The sequence below is a fragment of the uncultured Intestinibacter sp. genome, assembly GCF_902468165.1.
GTDB lineage: Bacteria > Bacillota > Clostridia > Peptostreptococcales > Peptostreptococcaceae > Intestinibacter.
Window position 1 is genome coordinate 1 of the sequence record NZ_CABQXJ010000058.1, and the last position, 19,519, is coordinate 19,519.

The 19,519-nt window shown below is 30.1% G+C and carries 20 protein-coding genes; all 20 read right to left on the reverse strand.

From position 1 onward, the window contains the following. Window positions 1-349: 349 nt before the first annotated feature. The gene (locus RDX53_RS10310; protein ID WP_295571572.1) at window positions 350-1,462 is read right to left on the reverse strand and encodes an FtsW/RodA/SpoVE family cell cycle protein; all 1,113 of its coding nucleotides are present in this window, start codon (window positions 1,460-1,462) and stop codon (window positions 350-352) included. Between the two features lie 134 nt (window positions 1,463-1,596). Continuing rightward, window positions 1,597-1,881 carry a cell division topological specificity factor MinE gene (gene minE / locus RDX53_RS10315; RefSeq protein WP_195931196.1) on the reverse strand — a complete coding sequence of 95 codons (285 nt, stop codon included), beginning with the start codon at window positions 1,879-1,881 and terminating at the stop codon, window positions 1,597-1,599. Window positions 1,882-1,894: 13 nt separating this feature from the next. Next, window positions 1,895-2,692: a septum site-determining protein MinD gene (minD, locus tag RDX53_RS10320; RefSeq protein WP_195931198.1), complete on the reverse strand. Its 798-nt coding sequence runs from the start codon at window positions 2,690-2,692 to the stop codon at window positions 1,895-1,897. 27 nt (window positions 2,693-2,719) lie between these two features. After that, on the reverse strand, window positions 2,720-3,403 hold the full coding sequence (gene minC, locus RDX53_RS10325; RefSeq protein WP_195931200.1) for a septum site-determining protein MinC: 684 nt from the start codon (window positions 3,401-3,403) through the stop codon (window positions 2,720-2,722). A 63-nt stretch (window positions 3,404-3,466) separates the two neighbouring features. Further along, entirely contained in the window at window positions 3,467-6,535 is a 3,069-nt protein-coding gene (locus tag RDX53_RS10330; protein WP_195931201.1) for a penicillin-binding transpeptidase domain-containing protein, read from the reverse strand. Between the two features lie 10 nt (window positions 6,536-6,545). Next, entirely contained in the window at window positions 6,546-7,028 is a 483-nt protein-coding gene (gene mreD, locus RDX53_RS10335; RefSeq protein WP_195931202.1) for a rod shape-determining protein MreD, read from the reverse strand. A gap of 13 nt (window positions 7,029-7,041) precedes the next feature. After that, window positions 7,042-7,926: a rod shape-determining protein MreC gene (mreC, locus tag RDX53_RS10340; RefSeq protein ID WP_195931204.1), complete on the reverse strand. Its 885-nt coding sequence runs from the start codon at window positions 7,924-7,926 to the stop codon at window positions 7,042-7,044. Between the two features lie 9 nt (window positions 7,927-7,935). Next, on the reverse strand, window positions 7,936-9,003 hold the full coding sequence (locus tag RDX53_RS10345) for a rod shape-determining protein (RefSeq protein WP_279325558.1): 1,068 nt from the start codon (window positions 9,001-9,003) through the stop codon (window positions 7,936-7,938). A 31-nt stretch (window positions 9,004-9,034) separates the two neighbouring features. Beyond that, a complete protein-coding gene (gene radC / locus RDX53_RS10350; RefSeq protein WP_195931205.1) occupies window positions 9,035-9,742 on the reverse strand; it encodes a DNA repair protein RadC in 708 nt (235 codons plus the stop codon). Continuing rightward, entirely contained in the window at window positions 9,739-10,323 is a 585-nt protein-coding gene (locus RDX53_RS10355; protein ID WP_195931207.1) for a nucleoside triphosphate pyrophosphatase, read from the reverse strand. Before RDX53_RS10355 ends, radC begins: the two co-directional genes overlap by 4 nt. Before the next feature lie 313 nt (window positions 10,324-10,636). Next, complete coding sequence (locus RDX53_RS10360; RefSeq protein WP_195931655.1) at window positions 10,637-11,641, reverse strand: RnfABCDGE type electron transport complex subunit B; 1,005 nt, start codon at window positions 11,639-11,641, stop codon at window positions 10,637-10,639. 19 nt (window positions 11,642-11,660) lie between these two features. Continuing rightward, window positions 11,661-12,236, reverse strand: coding sequence for an electron transport complex subunit RsxA (rsxA, locus tag RDX53_RS10365; RefSeq protein ID WP_195931654.1), 576 nt, complete (start codon window positions 12,234-12,236; stop codon window positions 11,661-11,663). A 19-nt stretch (window positions 12,237-12,255) separates the two neighbouring features. Then, window positions 12,256-12,849 (reverse strand): electron transport complex subunit RsxE, encoded by a 594-nt coding sequence (rsxE, locus tag RDX53_RS10370; RefSeq protein WP_007286595.1) that lies wholly within the window; start codon window positions 12,847-12,849, stop codon window positions 12,256-12,258. A gap of 19 nt (window positions 12,850-12,868) precedes the next feature. Continuing rightward, on the reverse strand, window positions 12,869-13,444 hold the full coding sequence (locus RDX53_RS10375; RefSeq protein ID WP_195931653.1) for an RnfABCDGE type electron transport complex subunit G: 576 nt from the start codon (window positions 13,442-13,444) through the stop codon (window positions 12,869-12,871). Further along, the gene (locus RDX53_RS10380; RefSeq protein ID WP_195931652.1) at window positions 13,444-14,427 is read right to left on the reverse strand and encodes an RnfABCDGE type electron transport complex subunit D; all 984 of its coding nucleotides are present in this window, start codon (window positions 14,425-14,427) and stop codon (window positions 13,444-13,446) included. Before RDX53_RS10380 ends, RDX53_RS10375 begins: the two co-directional genes overlap by 1 nt. A 19-nt stretch (window positions 14,428-14,446) precedes the next feature. Then, entirely contained in the window at window positions 14,447-15,805 is a 1,359-nt protein-coding gene (gene rsxC / locus RDX53_RS10385) for an electron transport complex subunit RsxC (RefSeq protein ID WP_195931651.1), read from the reverse strand. Window positions 15,806-16,036: 231 nt separating this feature from the next. Continuing rightward, a complete protein-coding gene (locus RDX53_RS10390; RefSeq protein ID WP_295571580.1) occupies window positions 16,037-16,999 on the reverse strand; it encodes a hypothetical protein in 963 nt (320 codons plus the stop codon). Window positions 17,000-17,069: 70 nt separating this feature from the next. Beyond that, window positions 17,070-18,233 carry an SH3 domain-containing protein gene (locus tag RDX53_RS10395; protein ID WP_307994094.1) on the reverse strand — a complete coding sequence of 388 codons (1,164 nt, stop codon included), beginning with the start codon at window positions 18,231-18,233 and terminating at the stop codon, window positions 17,070-17,072. A gap of 37 nt (window positions 18,234-18,270) precedes the next feature. After that, window positions 18,271-18,645, reverse strand: a complete 375-nt coding sequence (locus RDX53_RS10400) for a VOC family protein (RefSeq protein WP_195931787.1) — start codon at window positions 18,643-18,645, stop codon at window positions 18,271-18,273. A 48-nt stretch (window positions 18,646-18,693) separates the two neighbouring features. Then, the gene (locus tag RDX53_RS10405; RefSeq protein ID WP_195931790.1) at window positions 18,694-19,413 is read right to left on the reverse strand and encodes an endonuclease/exonuclease/phosphatase family protein; all 720 of its coding nucleotides are present in this window, start codon (window positions 19,411-19,413) and stop codon (window positions 18,694-18,696) included. Window positions 19,414-19,519: the final 106 nt, after the last annotated feature.

Genomic DNA, 19,519 nt, shown 5'->3' on the forward strand with positions numbered 1-19,519 from the left:
TTATATTATATTTATAACCAATTTTAAAGATTACTATTTAATAAATAAGTAGAATTTGTATATTTATACTTATATTATATTCTCTTTTAAACTTTATACTTATAAAAAACGTTTTTTAGAGTATACTATTTATCTTCTTATATATAATATTCATTTTTTATCTTTTAAATAAAAGTTTTTTATTCTAAATACTTTTAACTAGATTAATTATTTTAAAATTTATCTACAAAAATCATCTTCATTTATAATTTAAAATATGTATAATTTCCAATAAAAAAATCTATGGAAATTATATTTTATTTCCATAGATTTCTAGACATATATTTATTGAATTCTATTTTACTGTTTATTAGAAATTAATCTTTTTACGTCTCATACCAACATTCAAGACTATTCCTATAATCGCCAAGGATGTCATAACGGCACTACCACCATAACTTATAAACGACAGTGTTACCCCTGTTACTGGAATTAATCCCATCGTCATCCCTATATTTTGTATTATCTGGTATGAAAACATGCATACGACTCCAATTACTATAAAGGACCCATAAACATCTTTTGCCTCTCGTGCAATTTTTATCATTCTAAGCAGGAACATAGCGTATAAAACAACTAATACAGTTCCTCCTATTACACCTAATTCTTCAACTCCTACTGCAAATATGAAGTCACTATCTTGTATAGGTAAGAAGTCTTCTTGATTTTGAGTACCATTGTATAGCCCCTTACCAGTCATTCCACCAGAGCCTATTGCTATCATCGACTGCATAAGCTGGTAGTTTCCTTCTATAGATGTATCTTCTGGATCCATAAAACCTAAGATTCTATTTTTTTGGTATTGGTCCATACACATATACATTATAGGCAATAATATTAAAACAATTGTCCCAGCTTTTATAAGTATTTTTTTGTCTATACCTGCTGAGAATATCATCCCGAATACTATACAACAGAATATAATAGCTCCACCTAAGTCTGGTTCAACTATTATAAGACCGATAACTGGTATTGCATATAATACAACATCGAAAATTTCTTTTAAAGAGTTTAATTTTCCTCTGTATGTCTCTACTATTTTGGCATAACTCAGTATAAAAGTTATTTTTACTACTTCGATTACTTGTAAATCAAGTATACCTAAGTTGAAAGTAGATTTTGCTCCACCTCTACTGTCTCCAAATATTAAAACTAATGTCAATAAAGCTATACTAACAATATAAAGCTCTTTGTAGTATTTGCCCATTACATTGTAGTCTATCATTAAAATAAATATTATAATAACAGAGCCTATTCCAAACGCTAAACTCTGTACTATTAACCTTTTATATTGTCCCGTTTGATTTGCATGTGTAGCACTACTTAGTATTACTAAACCATAAGCAAATATGACCATTACTAGTAAAATTAGTTTCCAATCTATTTTCTTTATAAGCTTTATAGTATTTTTATAATCTATCAATTTCTCACCATCTTTCTAATATACTCTCAAAAACAAATTTAATGTTTAAAGGGATATACTTGCGTATATCCCCATAAAGAAAATCTCTATTTAAATTCTTTTAAAAGGTAGGTTTTCCCCCTCGTATTATAAATTTAAATTTTTCTCTCTTTTATATTTTTAAGTGGTATATTTGCAACTAAGGCTGATACTGGTTTATCATCTGTTTCGCTTCTCGTCTTAGACATTTTTATTTCTAAACCTTCTTCATCTATTTCTGCATAACTAGATATAACCTTTAATATATCATCTTTTATAGCTTCTAATAATTGTGGAGAACAATCTATTCTATCATGTACTAATACTAATTTTAGTCTTTCCTTTGCCACATTCTTACTTGTCTGCGAATTATTATTGAATGGCCTAAAAAAATCGAACATAATATCCTCCTATCTATTTGGCTGCTCCAAACATCTTTTTAAGTTTACTGAAGAACCCATCTTGAGTTTGAAGTTCCATAATTGGAACATCATGACCTAAGATTCTATCAGCTATATTTCTATAAGCCTTACCAGCTAATGATCTTTCATCTAAAATAGCAGGTTCACCTTTATTAGTTGAGATAATTATACTTTCATCATCTGGAACCATACCGATTAAATCTATCGATAATATTTCAACTATATCTTGCTTGTCCATCATATCTCCACGTTTAACCATGTCTTGTCTTATTCTATTTATTATAAGTTGAATATTATTGATTTCATTAGCTTGTAATAAACCTATTATTCTATCTGCATCTCTTACTGCTGAAACTTCAGGATTAGTTACTACTATAGCCCTATCTGCTCCAGCCACTGCATTTTTAAATCCTTGCTCTATCCCAGCAGGACAGTCAATTATTATATAATCAAAAGATTCTCTAAGCCTTTCACATAGCTCTGCCATTTGTTCTTCTGTTAATGCATTTTTATCTCTTGTTTGAGCTGCTGGCAATAGATATAAGTTTTCAAATCTTTTATCTTTTATTAAAGCTTGTTTTAATTTACAAGTACCTTCAACAACGTCTACTATATCGTATACTATTCTATTTTCAAGACCCATAACTACGTCTAAATTTCTAAGTCCTATATCAGCATCTACTACTACTGTTTTTTTATTTTGAAAGCTTAATGCTGTACCTAAGTTGGCAACTGTAGTCGTTTTTCCGACTCCACCTTTACCTGATGTTATAACTATAACTTCACTCATTTTTCTACCCCCTATAGATTTCCTTCTTTATTTTACATTTTTAGGTAAGTAACTCTCTATTACTATTCGTCCTTCACTTACAAAGGCTATCTCCGGGCTGATTTCTTTAATTTCCTTGTTACTTTCATCATCATCAGGCGCCTCAGCTATATTATCGGCAATTTGTAAAATTTTTGGACATAGACAGTTACCAACTATATATGCTCTATCATTTCCATTGGCACCTGCATGAACAAATCCTTCAACTTTACCCATAACGGTTATGTTTCCTGCTGCTATAGCTCTCGCTCCAGCACTTATATTACCCATAATAACTATATCTCTTATAGAAGTTAATTGTGAACCCGGATTCATATCTTTCATGACAACTATATCACCATCGTATACTACTATTTCTCCAGATCTTAAGCTCTCCACATATTTAGTGTCAAATAATCCTAATTGTTTTTTCTCTTCATCTTCCGTAAATTCTATATCAAACCTAGATGTAAGTTCTTCTTTTATCATTATTATTTGAATATCACTTAAGTAATCACAATTAATTTCACAGATTTTGGCTCCATTAAAAAATCCTACATATTCTTCTAACCTGTTAATTATTGAATCTTTCACAACATCAAAAGGGGCTACTCTTTTTATATTTATAATTATACCTTTTTTATTGCCTTTAAATTCAACAAGTTCACTGGCTGAAACTTCTTTTAAAGACATAACAACCTCCAGAGTGATATCAATTTATTTACTATATTCTTCATAAATATATTAATCACCTTTTTATTTTTTTATTTGAACATTAAAATTTAGTTTGTTGTCACTACCTGTACTGTCGCTTATGTTTTCTTCAGAGTCAGAATTTTTATTGTCAGATGTAGAGTCACTATCTGAATCATTTTTATTTGAGTTATTCTTTTGACTCGAACTATCTGTTTTGTTATTAGATGAACCTAATAAGTAATATCCTATTACGTCTTTTATTGGTAAGAAAGCATAAGTACTTGTAGTACCTTGAGGTATTACTGCTGCTACAGCTATTTCTGGGTCATCTGCTGGTGCAAATGCTACTGCCCAAGCAAAATCTCCATATGTTTCTTTATACTTATCTATATCATCATCTGTAATAGAAGGATTTACTTTCTTTATAGCTCTTCTTAAATAAGCGGCATTTATTTTATCTGTATCAGCTAATTTTTCATTAACTCCATCTTTTAATTCTTTTTCTAACTCTGCTCTTGTTTCTTCATCTAAATCTTTGTCTTTTAATTGTTCTTTAATTTCTTTGATTTTATTTTTAGTTAATTCTGCTTCCCTATCTTTTCTTAATTGTTTATAAACTTTTAAGACTTCTTTTTCTTCAACGCCATAACTAGATAAATGATCCATTAAGTAGTTATATTCGTCAGCTGTAGGTATTTTATCTTTTCTCTCCGCCGTACCACTCTTTGCTGCTACTTCTATAGGGAAGTTTACGAAGTATTTAGCAGCAGTACCTTGGCTTGTAACTAATTTCATACCTTTTGTTAATTCTTTTAAATTGTCACTATTTTTAAAGTCAATTTTTTTAGATACTACTTCATTTTCATAAGTTATTTCATAGTCGCTATTTACAATTTTTTTAGTTAAAGTCAGATCTGTTAAATATCCTCCATTTGCAATAGCCATTACATATCTTACTACTTGAGATGGTGTATATGCATTTTCACCTTGTCCTATAGCTAAGTTTAAGTTGTCTGATAATGTCCATCTAGCAAATTTTAAGTATGTAAATAGTATAGAGTCAGTTAAGTCTTCTATTCTATCTTCTTTTACATTTAATTTAGCTAATCTAGACATAACTTCACCCCTACCTGGAGTAGGGTCTTCATCTATCCAACTTACAATCTCATCTATTCTTTTATCCATTTCTTCATCGTCATTTTCATCGATATCAGTAAAACTATCGATTATATTTAGATTTAAATAAGATCTAAGTGAAATTTTAGTTGAATTTACTTTATCTTCTTCACTAGGTACTTTTCCGACTACTTCAGTTATTTCGTCTTCAAGACCTGTATGTTCATCTAAACCAAATAATTTAGCATATTCTAGTATCGTTTCAGAATTAACATCTGCACCTGGGTCTTTTCCACCTAGCCAGTTAGTTCCTGTACCTACTATACCGAAGTATACGTTACAAGATTCCTGTAATGCTTTATATAAATTTACTGCCCCATGGTTACTCTTTGATTTATTCCAAACGGCATCTGCGAAAGTCTGTCCATTTAATTTTATAACACCTGGGTCATTTATAGTATAATTTGGATCCAATCCATTTTCTAATGCAGCCATACCAGTTATCATTTTGAATGTTGAACCTGGCTGGAATACACCTTGTGCTACTAAATTTAGAAGTGGACTCGCCGCTAGTGTATCGTTTGGATTTTCAGGTTGTAGCTTTTCATAATCTTTTGATGATATACCTGTTACGAATAAATTCGGGTCGTAATCAGGATAACTAGCAGATGCTAATACTTCACCTGTTTTTACATCTACAGCGATGATAGCTCCTGTTTTAGCATTTTTAGCTCCACCACTTGTAGCTACATCTCCATATTCACTTTTATAAACTCCACCGTTATTTGCAACTTGTATCGTTTTTTCTAAACCTTCTTCAGCAACTTTTTGTAAATCCATATCTAGTGTTAAGTATACCGTATCTCCTGATACAGGCTCTTTAACTTCTAATTCATCTGTTATCTTACCAGTTGCATTTACTTTAACTTTTTTATATCCGTCGATACCTTTTAGGTGGTCTTCTTGAGTTGCCTCAATTCCTGTAAGACCTACAATATCATCTGATTTATATGATTTTTCTTTATTATTTAAATAATCATCTAATTGTGTAGATGGTATTTTACCTACATATCCAAGTACATGTGATGCTAATGCTCCATTTGGATAATGTCTAATAGGTTCGTTAGATATTGATATTCCTGGCATATTAGTTGTATTTTCCTCTACAAAAGCTACTGTCTCTTCTGATACATTTGATGCTAATGTAATTGGGTAATAAGTTCTATATCCTTGAGATTTTATAAGATTTCTTACAACAAGTATTTTTCTTGCATCTTGATCACTTAAACTCTCATCAATTCCATAGTATTGTCTTATTTTTTGGAATGCAACCTTTGCACTATCTGTACTTTTGACTTCTAGCTTTGTTCCATCATCTAGTTTTTTGACAAAACTCTTTAGCCAGTCGTTTTTATTTTTAATATCTGTAAACTCAAAACTCTTAACTAATATAGGAGGATAATATCCATTATTATTAAGCTTTTTTTGAAGTTCAGCTGGTTCTAAATCCCTATCTGATTTTTTTAATGTTCCATCTTCAATAAGACTATCTACTAGATAGTAGAATGTTTCTTTTGCATTAAGGTTTGATGGGATATTATTCTTTTCTTTATATTCTCTTACATTTTTATCATATGTATAAGAAAAGTTTCCATTTTTACTTATTGTAATAGGGAAATCATCTTCATAATCTTCGCCGTTTTCTATTAATTTATTTATTATTTTTAAAGCAACAGCGTTAGGATCATTTCCTTTAGCAGTTAATTGGTCACTTGATACCTCAACTACAAAGGAATTTGTATTTCCTGCTAAAAGCCTTCCGTATCTATCTCTAATCTCTCCTCTTGCAGCTTTTATTGTAACTTGTTTATAAGTTTTATTATCTGCAAGATTTGTATAGTATTCATGTTGTACTGTATTCATGTATAACATTTTTAATATGATTACTCCAAAGGCGCATAACAAGAAGATTTTTATAGCTTTAAATCTCTCAATAATTTTATTTTCTTCCATTAAATCACCACTATTCTTCTTCTAGTCTTAATATTGGTTTTTTAAATATTTTGTATACTAATATTCCCACTAAACTATTTAAAATTGGAACTATTAATATTTTTATAATTGATGTAAATGTACACACATTATACAGTACTCTCGCAAGTAAAAAACTAATTCCGCAATATATAAATGTTGTTCCTAAAATAATAGTAAATATCATTATAGGGCTTTCTTTATATACTTTGTCTTTTATATAACTTACCATATATGCTATTGTAAAAAATATTAATGCATTTGCTCCAAAAATACCGCCTACACTAGAATCTAGTATAAGTCCTAAAATAGCTCCTATAATTACACTTTCTAGTTCGTCTAAATAAAGTGAAATTATAACCAAATATATTAAAACTATATTTATAGTCATTCCAAAAACAGATAAATAATTAATAATACTATTTTGAAGTATTATTATAAAAAAACCCAATATACAAAGTAATACTTTTTTCATAATAGTTACCTCTCTAATTCATATTTCTTGGTTCTACTATTACTACATTGTCGATACTTTTGAAGTTTACGTTAGGTTTAACTACTACATATTTTAAAGATTTACTCTTATCTTCTGTAACCTTAGTAACTTCTCCTATAACGATATCTTTTGGATATAAACCAAGTCCAGATGTAACTACACTATCTCCTGGAAGTACATCATAATCTGAATCAAGCATATAACCTTGTAGGAGACCTTTATTTCTATTTACTTCTTCGTTTTTTATACCTGTCCCAGTTGTAATAATTCCCTTGCAATTAGAATCTCTAGATAATTTAAAACTAACTGATGATGTTGTGTCTAATAGAGTAATTACTTTTGAATAATTTGATGATACTTCAGTTACTATTCCGACTAAACCATAGCCATTCATAACTAAACTATTTTCTTTAACTCCATCTTCACTCCCTGCACTTACTACCATAGATGTGTACCAAAGACCGTCATTTTTACTTACAACTTTTGCTGATACTTGGTTTGCAATATATTTTTCATCTACGAATTTAAGTGATTTTTTTAGTTGTTCTAATGAGCTAGTATCTTCTAACTCACCTTTTAATTCTGTTATTTGTTTTTTTAGTTCTTCGTTTTCTTCTTCTAATTTTGTTACTTTTTTAGCATTAGATTTAAAGTTTAAAATATCAGAAAATCCACCCGTAAAGAATTGTACCCCTTTACTTACACCATTTTCTAATGTAGATGATACATTTAATATTATGTTTGAGTTAAAGGGACTCTTTCCTGAATTTGATCCAATCGATATGCCCACAATTCCAATTAAAGTGATAGCAACTACACCAGTTGCTATCACTTTAAAATTTATTTTACGTTTATTTTTGTCTCTTTTCAAACTCATCACCAGCTTCTATCTTCTTTTGTTTGCTACTAGAACTTTCTCAAATATTTCTTGATCTTCTACTGATTTTCCAGTTCCTATAGCTACACAATCAAGTGGATATTCAGCTATAAATACTGGCATACCAGTTTCTTCTTTTACTAATAAATCAAGTCCTTTTAATAAAGCTCCCCCTCCTGTTAACATTATTCCGTTTTCCATAAGGTCAGCAGCAAGCTCTGGTTTTGTTTTTTCTAGAGTTATTTTTATTCCGTTAACTATAGTATTGATAGGATCTTTTAATGCATCTCTTATCTCTGAAGAAGATATATCAATTTTCTTAGGAAGCCCTGTTACTAAATCTCTACCGCTTATTTGAGAAGTTACTTCTTCTCCATCTTTGTATGCTGAACCTATGTTTATTTTAACATCTTCAGCAGTTCTTTCACCTATTAATAGGTTGTATTCTTTTTTAACGTAATTAACTATAGCTTCATCTAATTTGTTACCACCTATTCTTATAGATTCAGCAGTATCTATTCCACCTAATGAGATTACAGCTATTTCAGAAGTACCACCACCGATATCAACTACCATGTTTCCTTCTGGCTCTTCGACTCTAAGACCTGCTCCTATTGCAGCTGCCATAGGTTCTTCTATTAAGAATACTTCTTTAGCTCCTGCTTGTTGTGCAGCCTCTTCGATTGCTTTTTTCTCTACTTCAGTAACACCATATGGTACACATATAGCTATTCTCGCACTAACTACACCTTTTTTAGCTGCAGATTTTTGTATGAAGTAAGTTAACATTGATTGTGTTATATCAAAATCAGCAATAACACCATCTTTCATCGGTCTTATTGCTTTTATGTTTCCTGGTGTTCTACCTATCATTCTTTTTGCTTCTTCACCAACTGCTAAAACATCTTTGCTGTCATCTCTTATTGCAACAACTGATGGTTCTCTAAGTACTATACCTTGACCTTTAATGTATACTAAAGTATTAGCAGTACCTAAGTCTATTCCCATATCTTTTGTCATTTTTCCGAATCCGAATAAAGATCCTTTTTGTTTTTTTTGTTTCTTTTCACTTGCCATTTTTAAACGCTCCCTTCAATCTTACACTATATCAAATCAACATATTTTCTTTAAAACTAAAATACAATCCATCACCTATAATTATATGGTCTATTACCTCAATGCCTATTATTTCTCCACATTTGACAAGTCTATTTGTAACAACTTTGTCTTCTATAGATGGTGTGGGACATCCTGATGGGTGATTATGTATGAGTATAATCTTATTGCTGCTTCTTCTTATCGCCGCTCTAAAAACTTCTCTTGGATGCACTAAAGATGAATTTAAGGTTCCAATCGAAATATCTACATCTGTTATTATTTCATTTTTTGTATTTAAAAGTACTATTTTAAATATTTCCTGTGATTCATATCTAAATATATCCATATAATATTTATAGATATCCCAAGGCTGATTTATTTTATATTTAGGCGGCTTATAACTGGATGCTCTTACACCTAATTCTATAGCTGCCTTTATTTGGCTTGCTTTTGTAAGTCCAATACCGTCTATACTACATAGCTCTTCTATACTTATATCATATAAATCTCTAATATTTATTAATTTTTCCTTAAATATTTGGTTAGAAAGCTCTATAGCATTATATTTTTTATTTCCAGTTCTAATTATAATAGCTAACAATTCTGCATCAGTTAATGATTTCACACCTTTTGTCAGCATCTTTTCTCTCGGTCTTTCTTCTATTAACATATTTTTTATGTTTAGACCTTTACCTAAAGTATCTTGCAGATGAATCATCCTCCATAAAATAGATTTATATCAAAGTGATTCTTTAGTAAATCGCTAAGTCTTGAAATAGGGAGTCCAACTATATTAAAATAATCACCTTGTATATTTTTAACTAATAAAGCTCCATAGCCCTGTATTCCATATGCACCTGCTTTGTCTAAAGATTCATTTGTATTTATATAATCTTTAATAGAGTCCTCACTTAAATCTTTAAATGTAACGAAACTAACTACATAATCTTTTATAATTTTATTTTCTTTCAAGTTAATTAAACTGATTCCTGTTATAACTTTATGTGTTTTATTAGATAGTCTTTTTATCATTTGATATGCCTCATTTTGATCTTTTGGCTTACCTAAAACTTCGTTATCTAAAGCTACAATTGTATCTGCTCCTATAACTAATCTATCTGTATTTCTCTTTGCTACATCAAATGCTTTTTCATATGCAAGTCTAACTACCATATCTTCTGGAGATTCGTTTTCCAAAATCACTTCTTCAATATCACTTTTTTGTATATCAAAATTAAGCTTAGTATTTTGCAAAATCTCTTTTCTCCTCGGTGAAGCTGATGCTAATATTACTTTCATTTGTTCACCTTCTTGTACTCAAATTTTGTACTAATTAAGTTTATCACTATATTATAAAAATTTCAATCTTAATGTATACTGTTTTCTTGTTTAAATCTTATATTTCGAGAAAAAATTTACTTTATTTAAATAAATACTAAATATTATTACAAATTTCTTATTTTTATTAAGGATTTTGTAATAATATTTATATTGATATTTTTATAATCCGAACATTTATATTGTACTTTAAAAATTCAATTTATATGCATAATAAAATAAAGGTATAGAAATCTATACCTTTATTCTATCCACATTTTATATTTTAATATCTTTAATTAACCAATTTAATTGATGCTTTCTTATCATCAACTAATTGCATTGCGCCTTTTTTACATTTTTTCATGCATAAATGGCATCCTTTGCATTTTTCAACATCGACTTTATGTGGTTTTTTCTTTTCTCCTTCTATAGCTCCAAATGGACAAGTTCTAGCACATGCTGTACATCCGATACATTTTTCTTCATCTATAGTTACTTTACGTCTGTCTGATAATTCTGCTTCTATAACTTTCTTTGGACAAACCTCTGCACATACTTTACATCCTATACATTTAGAATAATCTATTGTAGCTAAGTTGTTTTCTACTGTTATTGCTCCAACTGGACAAGATTTTTCACATTTTTTACATCCTATACATCCAGCCTTACATTTATCTTTTACATCTTTACCTTTATCTTTAGAGCTACAGTCAACTACGACTTCTTGTTTAGCTGGTTTTTTCTTTATTAATCCTTTTGGACATATATCTATACATTTTCCACAAAGAACACATTTTTCTTCATCTACTACTGCAACACCATCAACTACTGATAATGCACCAAATGCACAGACAGATACACAAGTTCCAAGTCCTAAACAACCAAAACTACATGATTTTGCTCCTCCAATTAATGCCGCTGCTGCTCTACAATCTTGTATCCCTTGATATTCATATTTGTTTGCTGCACTTGAACAACTACCTTTACACATAACATGTGCAACCTGTCTTTCCCCTGTTTCTGCTGCAACGCCCATTATTTCACCGATTTTTGCAGCTACTGCTGCTCCACCAACTGGACATGCATTGACAGGTGCTTCGCCTTTTACTATTGCAGCTGCTACACCACCACAACCTGGGTATCCACAACCACCACAGTTTGCTCCAGGAAGTACTTCAAGTATTTTGGCTTCTCTTTCATCAACTTCAACTGCGAATTTTTGTGCAGCAAAAGCTAATACAGCACCAAATATTAATCCCATGATTCCCAATAATATTACTGCTTTTAATATTTCCACAATACTTCACCCCCTGTTTTTATAATTTTATTAATCCTGTAAATCCTAAGAAAGCTATTGACATTAATGCTGCAGATATTAATGTTATAGGAAATCCTTGAAATGCTTCTGGAATATCTGCAAGTTCTAATCTTTCTCTGATTCCTGCGAATAAAACTATTGCTAATGTAAAACCTAACCCTGCACCAGTACCGTTTATTAATGTTTCTAATATATTGTAGTTTTTTTGAACATTAACAAGTGCTATACCTAAAACTGCACAGTTTGTAGTTATAAGAGGTAGATAAACACCTAATGCTTGATATAAAGATGGACTCATTTTTTTAAGTGCCATCTCAACAAACTGAACTATTGAAGCTATAACAAGTATAAATGCTATAGTTTGTAAATATTCAGTTCCTGTTTTAACTAATATCATTTGTATAAAATATGTTATTAAAGAAGCTAGGGCTAAAACGAATGTAACCGCAGCTCCCATACCTGCTGCTGTATCTACTTTCTTAGAAACACCTAAGAAAGGACATATACCTAAGAATTGTGATGTTATAACGTTGTTAACAAGGACAATGCTTAGTAATAAAAGAATATAATTCATAATATTTCCCTCCTAAAAATTAAGCACTTTTCTTTGTAACTTTATTAAATATTGCCATCAAGATTCCTAATGTTAAGAATGCTCCTGGAGGTAATATGAATAATAAAGCTGGTTGATAAGAAGCTCCAAATAAGCTTACTCCAAATATTGCACCTGCTCCTAATATTTCTCTAACTGCTCCTAATATTGTAAGAGCTAAAGTAAATCCAAGCCCCATACCTAAACCATCTACTGCAGAAGCAACAGCTCCATTTTTAGATGCAAAACTTTCGGCACGAGCAAGTATTATACAGTTAACAACTATTAACGGAATATATAATCCAAGTGCTTTATCAAGTGATGGTATATATGCTTTTAAAAGCATTTGTACTATTGTAACGAAAGTAGCTATAACAACTACGAACGCTGGTATTCTTATTTTATCTGGTATTACTTTTCTAAGTAATGATATCGCTACATTTGAACAAGCTAAAACTACTGTTGTTGAAAGGCCCATCCCTAATCCATTTATTGCTGCACTTGTAACTGCTAAAGTAGGACACATCCCTATTACTTGTACAAAGGTTGGATTCTCGTCGATAATACCATTTTTAAAAACTTTTCCTAGATTCATCTTAAAATCCCCCTATCGATTATTTTAAAGAGTTATTGTAAACTTCGATTGCTGCATCTACACCGTTAGTTACTGCTGTAGAAGTTATAGTAGCTCCAGATATTGCTTTTATTTCAGTATCACCAGGAGTTCCATTTTTAAGAACTGAAAGTTCTTCAAGTGGTTTTCCTTTATATTGATCACTAAATTCTGGGTCAGTTGCTTTAGCACCAAGACCTGCTGTTTCTGAGTTACTTACAACATTTATACCTGATACTTGACCATTAGCAGAATCGATACCTACCATTAATTCTATTGTTCCACCATAACCAGATGGTAAAACTTTTAGAGTATATCCTACAGTATTTCCAGATGCATCTTTTGCTTCATATATTTCTGAAACTTTAACTCCTTTAGAGTTATCAGTCTTTGCATCTTTTACTTCTTCAAAATCTTGAGCAGATTCTAAAACTAATTTTCTAGCTTCTGCATTTGCTTGTTCATTTCTTTTTGCTATTGTATCTGCTGTTACGTTATTAGTAAATGCTAATAATAAAGCCGCTATTGCACTTATTATTAATAAGTTTAGTCCTAATTTAAACATATCTTTGCCCATTATTTAGCCACCTCCCCAAATACTCTGTTATTAACGTACTTGTCTATAAGCGGTGTCATAACGTTTGCTAATAATATTGAATATGAACATCCTTCTGGATATCCACCATATAATCTAATTACTGAACATATTATACCAGCAAGAACTGCATATATAATTTGTCCCTTTTTAGTCATTGGAGATGTTGTATAGTCAGTTAACATAAAGAAACCACCTAGCATAACACCACCTGCTAATATTTCACTTACTGCAAATTGAATATTAAATCCACCTAATAAGAAAGTTAATATAAATATTGTTGCTAGATAACATAGCGGCATAATATAACTTATAATTCCTTTATATATTAAATAAATACCACCTAGTAATAATAAGATTGCACATGTTTCACCAACGCATCCACCTATATTACCTACTAGTAAATCCATCATAGATATATTATTGTCTGCTAATCCTTGTAGACCTGCTGCCCCTGATTTTAAGAAGCTAAGTGGAGTTGCTGTTGTCACTGCATCTGCTGCAGATGTAGTACTTACCCAGTTAACTCCTGTTTGAGTCCATTTAGTCATTGGAACTGGGAATGATGCAAGTAAGAATGCTCTTGCTGCTAAAGCTGGGTTAACAAAATTGTTACCTATTCCACCAAACATCATTTTTACAACTACTATTGCAAATACTCCTCCTAATAGACACATCCACCATGGAAGTGAAGCTGGAACGTTAAATGCTAATAATAATCCTGTTACTACTGCTGAAAAATCTCCAATAGTACTTTTTTGCTTAGTTATTTTTTCCCATATATATTCAGAACCGACTGTCCCTAATATACAGAAAAACATAACATATAATGCGCTTGCTCTAAAATACCACAATCCAGCAAGTGCTGCTGGTACAAGAGCGAATATGACTTGTTTCATTATATAAGAAGTATCTTCATTACTTCTAATATGAGGTGATGATGACACTATAAACTTATTTTCCATGTTTATTTCCCCCCGTTATTTATTTTGCTGCTTTTGCTTGAGCTTGTGCTTGTGCTTTTCTACGTTTTGCTTGAATTTGACGTTTAGCATTTCTTATTGATTCAACTAAAGGTCTTCTAGCTGGACATATAAACGAACATGAACCACATTCTATACAATCAAGTGCTCTATGTTCTTCTGCTTTATCAAAATCACCTTTAAGCGAGTTGGCACTTATATATAATGGTTGTAAAAATGCTGGACAGACTTCTGTACATCTACCACATCTTAAACAATTTGTTGGCTCAGGTAATCTAGCTTTTTCTTCTGATAAACATAATATACCTGAAGTACCTTTTGTACTTGCAGCCTGAGTAGTATATTGAGTGTTACCCATCATAGGCCCACCTAATATAACTTTACCTACTGTTATACCATCTTTAAATCCACCACATTGATCTATTATTTCACATATTGGTGTCCCGACTTTAGTTATTAAGTTTTTAGGTTCTTTTATTGCATCTCCTGTGATAGTAGTTATTCTTTCTACTAAAGGTAGTCCTGTTTTTATTGATTTGGCTATTTGTGCTGCCGTACCAACATTTGTAACTACTGCTCCTGCAGCTGCTGGTAATGCACCTGATGGGACTTCTCTTCCGCCTGTACATGCATATATAAGTTGTTTTTCTGCACCTTGTGGATATTTTATTTCTAAACCAACTACTTCTACTTCTGAATATCCTTCAGCCGCTTTAGTAACTGCTTCTATTGCATCTGGTTTATTTACTTCTATACCGATATATCCTTTATGCACATCTAATGCTTTCATAACTGCTCTTATACCAAATACTACATCTTCTGGATGTTCAACCATTAATCTGTGGTCAGCAGTTAAGTATGGTTCACATTCAGCACCATTTAATATAATAACGTCTATTTTTGAATCTGGTGGTGGAGATAATTTTACATGTGTTGGGAATGTTGCACCACCCATACCAACAATACCTGCATCTTGTATAATTTTTATAATTTCTTTTGGTTGTAGATCACTTAAATCTCCATGTGGTTTAACGCTTTCATGAAGTTCCTCTTTAAAGTCATTTTCTATTACAATACACTGTCCCATTCCACCTGGAACTTCATGCATTGCTATGTCTATAACTTTACCAGAAACTGATGAGTGAACATTTGCCGAAACGAAGCCACCTGCTTGCCCTATCATTTGACCTTTTTTAACCTCATCACCTTTTTCTACTATAGGTTTTGCTGGAGCACCTATATGTTGTTGAAGAGGAATGTAAACAATCTTTGGAGCCTCGGCCTTTGCTAGAGCCACTTTGTTTGTATACTCTTTGTTATATGGAGGATGTATCCCTCCTTTAAATGTTAAGAGTCTCATTGTATTTACCCCCTGTCTTTTTATATTTTTTATTGTTTTTATACATATAGTATACTATATTTATTGCTAAAATTTAACAATTGTTAATTATTTATCCCAATTATTAGCATTTTTTAAGTATTATATAAAAAGTGTATCTCATAAATAATATTTATTTTATATAATTATTTAAATTTTTATTTATGATATATTTTAATTTTAATTCAAAAAAAGGTTGAAAAATTCAACCTTTTAAGCAGCTTTAATTTCGTTTATAAACTCATAATACATTTGTATTGAAGATATTAATAAAGTCTCATATTTATATTCATTTTTTGTATCAATTTTATCTCCATACTTAGAAATATTATCTCTTATTTGTGAAGTATAAGACAATAAATTAGTCTTAAAGCTATCTAATTCTTTATAGTTTATTTTATTTACTTCATTTTCTAATTTATCTAAAATATTTTCTCTTTTTGTAAGTATTTTTTTATATTCTCCACTATCTAAATTATCTTTATTTTTATTTAAATAATTTGATTCCTCTTCATAATTTTTTAATAATGAGTTCAAATTATCGGCAATATCTTTTATATAAGAATATTCTTCTGTATATTCCAAAGACAATACCGGTATTTCTAATTTTGTCAAGAATGCATCATCTACTATTTTCTTTGTTTTTTCTAAATTATTTCTTACATCATCTTCATTAAATGATATATATGCTTGTACTTTATTTGCGCCGTCTATTTTTATACTTGAATTTGGAATCTTATTTTCTTTTAATTTAGCTGTAATTTTATTTAAGTCTTTATTGTTATCAAAAGATCCCACTTGTATTAGATAAACATCAATTCCATCTACTACTGCTACTTCTGTATTTGTTGATGAGTTATCTGCTGTTGAACTTTTTTGTGATTTTTCTTCATTAGATTTATCAGTTACATTTTTTTGTGATGAGTTGTCTATTTTTTGAGTACTTGTCGATGCTAAGTTGAATATTTCAGATGCTGGGTCTTGCCAAAAATATAATTTATTTACTAAAGAAGATACGTTTTTAGATATATCGATATTTTTAAATACTTCGTCCAACTTAATTTTCTTATAACCATATCCGATTATTAAAGCCATACAAAGTATTATTGTTATATATTTTCTAGGGTGAAATCTTCGTCTTTTATTTAAACCTTTGTATATCTTTTTATTACTCATTAGTTAAGCCCCCTTAAATATTATTTATACAATTATATTTAAAGGGTTTGCTTTTTATGAATATATTTATTTAAAATCTTCTAGCTCCTAGTAATACTCGTCCATAATATCCACTTAAGCTAGATACAATGACTTTGTCTGGTTTAGATGCACTGCCACTTGCATGTATAAATGTGTTATTTCCAACATAAATACCTACATGACTCGTTCTTCCTGTACCTGTTGTTGCAAAGTATAGTAAATCTCCTGGAAGATAATTTCCTCTTGCTACTGCTGTTCCTATTTTTGCTTGTTCATAAGATACTCTTGGTATAGATTTACCTTCTGCATGTAGATATACATATCTAGTAAATCCTGAGCAATCAAAACTATTTGGACCATTAGCTCCCCAAACATACGGCTTTCCAAGCAATGAGTACGCTAAGTTTACAACAGCAGATCTATTACTATTATTTGATGATGTGTTACTATTATTTAAAGTTGTACCACTCGGCTTACTTACAGCTTCTGTAGTTATTTTTATATAGTCGCTATGTACCCATCCATCTGAACCATTTGATAATGTAATTTTATACCATCCATTGGATTTTTCAGTTAATTTGACTACTTGTCCATAAATAAGTCTTGTCTTTATAGTATAATTTGTACCAGGTCCACTTCTTACATTTAAATTTGCATAACTTGTAACCTTTCCATTACATGGAGTAAAGTTGTTATATGTATTGCTGCTTTGATTGCTGTTTTGATTATTACTTATGGTAGATATGTATTTTCCACTTATCCATCCAGTAGTACCGTTTTCTAATTTTACATTATACCACCCATTGGATTTACTTATTAATGTAAGCTTTGTACCATATGGCACGACTGTCTTTATAGTGTTATTAGTTCCTGCTCCTGTTCTAATATTTACATAACTAGCAGTTACACTAACTTGTCCAGATACATTATTTGCTATATTATTTGATGATGAAGTGCTATTTATATATTTTGAACAAACCCATCCTTTTTCACCATTATCTAAGGTAACATGTGACCATTCTCCATTTGTTTCAATTATATTTAAAGAGGCCCCTTTATAAACTACTCCTTTTTTTGAATAATTTATCCCTGGGCCACTTCTTATATTTAATGCGCTTACATTGACTGTTGCATTAGAATCAGCATAAGATTTATTTACATTTAAAGATACAGCTACAGCCCCTACTCCTATCGCTACTAATACCTTATTCATAATCTTATTCCCCCGTATTATTTATTACTAAATTTTATTATCCTCTATTTGCTGGTAATATTTCTATCCAATAATTATCTGGATCACTTATGAAGTATATTCCCATTGCTTTATTTTCAAAACAAATGCATCCCATTTCTTTATGGTGTTCATATGCTTTATCAAAATCATCTACTTCTAAAGCTAGGTGGAATTCATTATCACCTAAATTATATGGTCTATCCCAATCTCTCAACCATGTAAGTTCTAAAGTGTGATTTGTCTTTCCATCAGATAAATATACAAGTATAAAACTTCCATCATCTGCAACTTTTCTTCTTGCTTCTTTAAGACCTAAAGCTTCTTCATAAAATTTAAGACTTTTTTCTAAATCTAATACGTTAAAATTATTGTGACAAAATGTAAAATTCATACATTACCTCCTCATTAAGTTAACTATTTCTTATTTATTATAACATAATTATATCAATATTTTAGCAACTATTGGATAATGATCTGACATATTTTTTATTAATACTTCATAAGACTCCACTTTTATATTATTTGAGACAAACATATAATCGATTCTATCTAATCCAATAGAAAATGTTAGTATGTTTGATTTATTTAATTGTTCTGCTGCATCTATCATCATATCATTGTTTAATGATAAATTTCCTTCGTTAAAGTCACCTAAAATGATAAAGTAGCTATTTTTTAGTTTTCTTAAATATTCTTCTAATTCTTTTATTTGTTTTTTTCTTTCTATATCATTTAGTCCTAGGTGAACATTTATTATATGTACTTTTTTATTTTTTACTTTTATAGTAGTATCTAAAAATCCCCTCTGCTCCTTAGTGCTACTTAGGTAAATATGTTTTTCATCTATTATTTTATATTTTGAATAAGTTGCCAATCCATAATTAGTGTTGTTAGCAACAACATTTGCTCCAAAATGTAGATTCATATTTAATTCTTCTTTTAAACTGCTGACTTGAAATCCAATTTTAGATGACTCATTGACTTCTTGCAGACATATAATATCTGCATTGCTCTTTTTTAAAAAATTTATTGTATCAAATAATGTCGGCGCCATATTTTTATCAGTACCACTATGTATATTGTAACTAATAATTTTTATCTCTATCGTTTCTAAATTTTTCTCTTGACTAGTGCCAAGATAAGTAACAATTAAGAACATAAATATTAAAAGAAAAATTTTTCTTAATTTAATATTAATCACATCCTTTTTTATTAAAAATTAAAGACGCTTTTTAGCGTCTTAATATATATTATTATTTATTATT

What these genes read in the sequence shown, in the direction of transcription:
- RDX53_RS10395 (WP_307994094.1), bottom strand. Translation starts at nt 18,233, where the DNA reads ATGAATAAGGTATTAGTAGCGATAGGAGTAGGGGCTGTAGCTGTATCT.
- RDX53_RS10405 (WP_195931790.1), bottom strand. Translation starts at nt 19,413, where the DNA reads ATGTTCTTAATTGTTACTTATCTTGGCACTAGTCAAGAGAAAAATTTA.
- RDX53_RS10400 (WP_195931787.1), bottom strand. Translation starts at nt 18,645, where the DNA reads ATGAATTTTACATTTTGTCACAATAATTTTAACGTATTAGATTTAGAA.
- rsxA (WP_195931654.1), bottom strand. Translation starts at nt 12,236, where the DNA reads ATGAATTATATTCTTTTATTACTAAGCATTGTCCTTGTTAACAACGTT.
- minD (WP_195931198.1), bottom strand. Translation starts at nt 2,692, where the DNA reads ATGAGTGAAGTTATAGTTATAACATCAGGTAAAGGTGGAGTCGGAAAA.
- minC (WP_195931200.1), bottom strand. Translation starts at nt 3,403, where the DNA reads ATGTCTTTAAAAGAAGTTTCAGCCAGTGAACTTGTTGAATTTAAAGGC.
- mreC (WP_195931204.1), bottom strand. Translation starts at nt 7,926, where the DNA reads ATGAGTTTGAAAAGAGACAAAAATAAACGTAAAATAAATTTTAAAGTG.
- mreD (WP_195931202.1), bottom strand. Translation starts at nt 7,028, where the DNA reads ATGAAAAAAGTATTACTTTGTATATTGGGTTTTTTTATAATAATACTT.
- RDX53_RS10390 (WP_295571580.1), bottom strand. Translation starts at nt 16,999, where the DNA reads ATGAGTAATAAAAAGATATACAAAGGTTTAAATAAAAGACGAAGATTT.
- rsxE (WP_007286595.1), bottom strand. Translation starts at nt 12,849, where the DNA reads ATGAATCTAGGAAAAGTTTTTAAAAATGGTATTATCGACGAGAATCCA.
- RDX53_RS10330 (WP_195931201.1), bottom strand. Translation starts at nt 6,535, where the DNA reads ATGGAAGAAAATAAAATTATTGAGAGATTTAAAGCTATAAAAATCTTC.
- RDX53_RS10380 (WP_195931652.1), bottom strand. Translation starts at nt 14,427, where the DNA reads ATGGAAAATAAGTTTATAGTGTCATCATCACCTCATATTAGAAGTAAT.
- minE (WP_195931196.1), bottom strand. Translation starts at nt 1,881, where the DNA reads ATGTTCGATTTTTTTAGGCCATTCAATAATAATTCGCAGACAAGTAAG.
- RDX53_RS10345 (WP_279325558.1), bottom strand. Translation starts at nt 9,003, where the DNA reads ATGGCAAGTGAAAAGAAACAAAAAAAACAAAAAGGATCTTTATTCGGA.
- RDX53_RS10355 (WP_195931207.1), bottom strand. Translation starts at nt 10,323, where the DNA reads ATGAAAGTAATATTAGCATCAGCTTCACCGAGGAGAAAAGAGATTTTG.
- rsxC (WP_195931651.1), bottom strand. Translation starts at nt 15,805, where the DNA reads ATGAGACTCTTAACATTTAAAGGAGGGATACATCCTCCATATAACAAA.
- RDX53_RS10375 (WP_195931653.1), bottom strand. Translation starts at nt 13,444, where the DNA reads ATGGGCAAAGATATGTTTAAATTAGGACTAAACTTATTAATAATAAGT.
- radC (WP_195931205.1), bottom strand. Translation starts at nt 9,742, where the DNA reads ATGATTCATCTGCAAGATACTTTAGGTAAAGGTCTAAACATAAAAAAT.